The 494-nt window shown below is 70.4% G+C and carries 1 protein-coding gene; it reads left to right on the forward strand.

Annotated elements, in window-relative coordinates; all coding sequences use genetic code 11:
* Window positions 1-494: AMP-binding enzyme (locus tag AQJ46_RS30680; protein WP_159064073.1), on the forward strand; the 494-nt coding region annotated here is incomplete at both ends.

The following is a 494-nucleotide window of genomic DNA, read 5'->3' on the forward strand; positions in this document are numbered from 1 at the left end:
GCGGATGTATCGGACGGGTGACCGGGTTCGGTGGACTCGTGACGGGCGTCTGGTCTATCTCGGTCGCGCGGACGAGCAGGTGAAGGTGCGTGGGTTCCGTATCGAGCCGGGTGAGGTCCAGGCCGCGCTTCAGGCCCATCCCGAGGTTGCGCGGGCGGCGGTGCTGGCCCGCCGTGAGACCGGTGATGTTCGCCTGGTCGCCTATATCGTCCCGGCCGATCCTGACGACAGTGATGTCCAGTTGGGCGCGCGGGTGCGCGAGTTCGTGGCCGGGCGGCTGCCGGAGCACATGGTTCCGGCGGTGGTCGTGGTCCTCGACGAGATCCCGTTGACCGGTAACGGGAAGCTGGACCGCAAGGCGCTGCCCGCCCCCGACTACACCACCGGCGCCGCCACCGGCCGCGGGCCGTCCACTCCGCAGGAGGAGATCCTGTGCGCCGCCTTCGCCGAGGTCCTGGGCCTGGACGCCGTGGGGGTGGACGACGACTTCTTCG

It is taken from the genome of Streptomyces canus, assembly GCF_001514145.1.
In the GTDB taxonomy this organism is placed as follows: Bacteria; Actinomycetota; Actinomycetes; order Streptomycetales; family Streptomycetaceae; genus Streptomyces; species Streptomyces canus.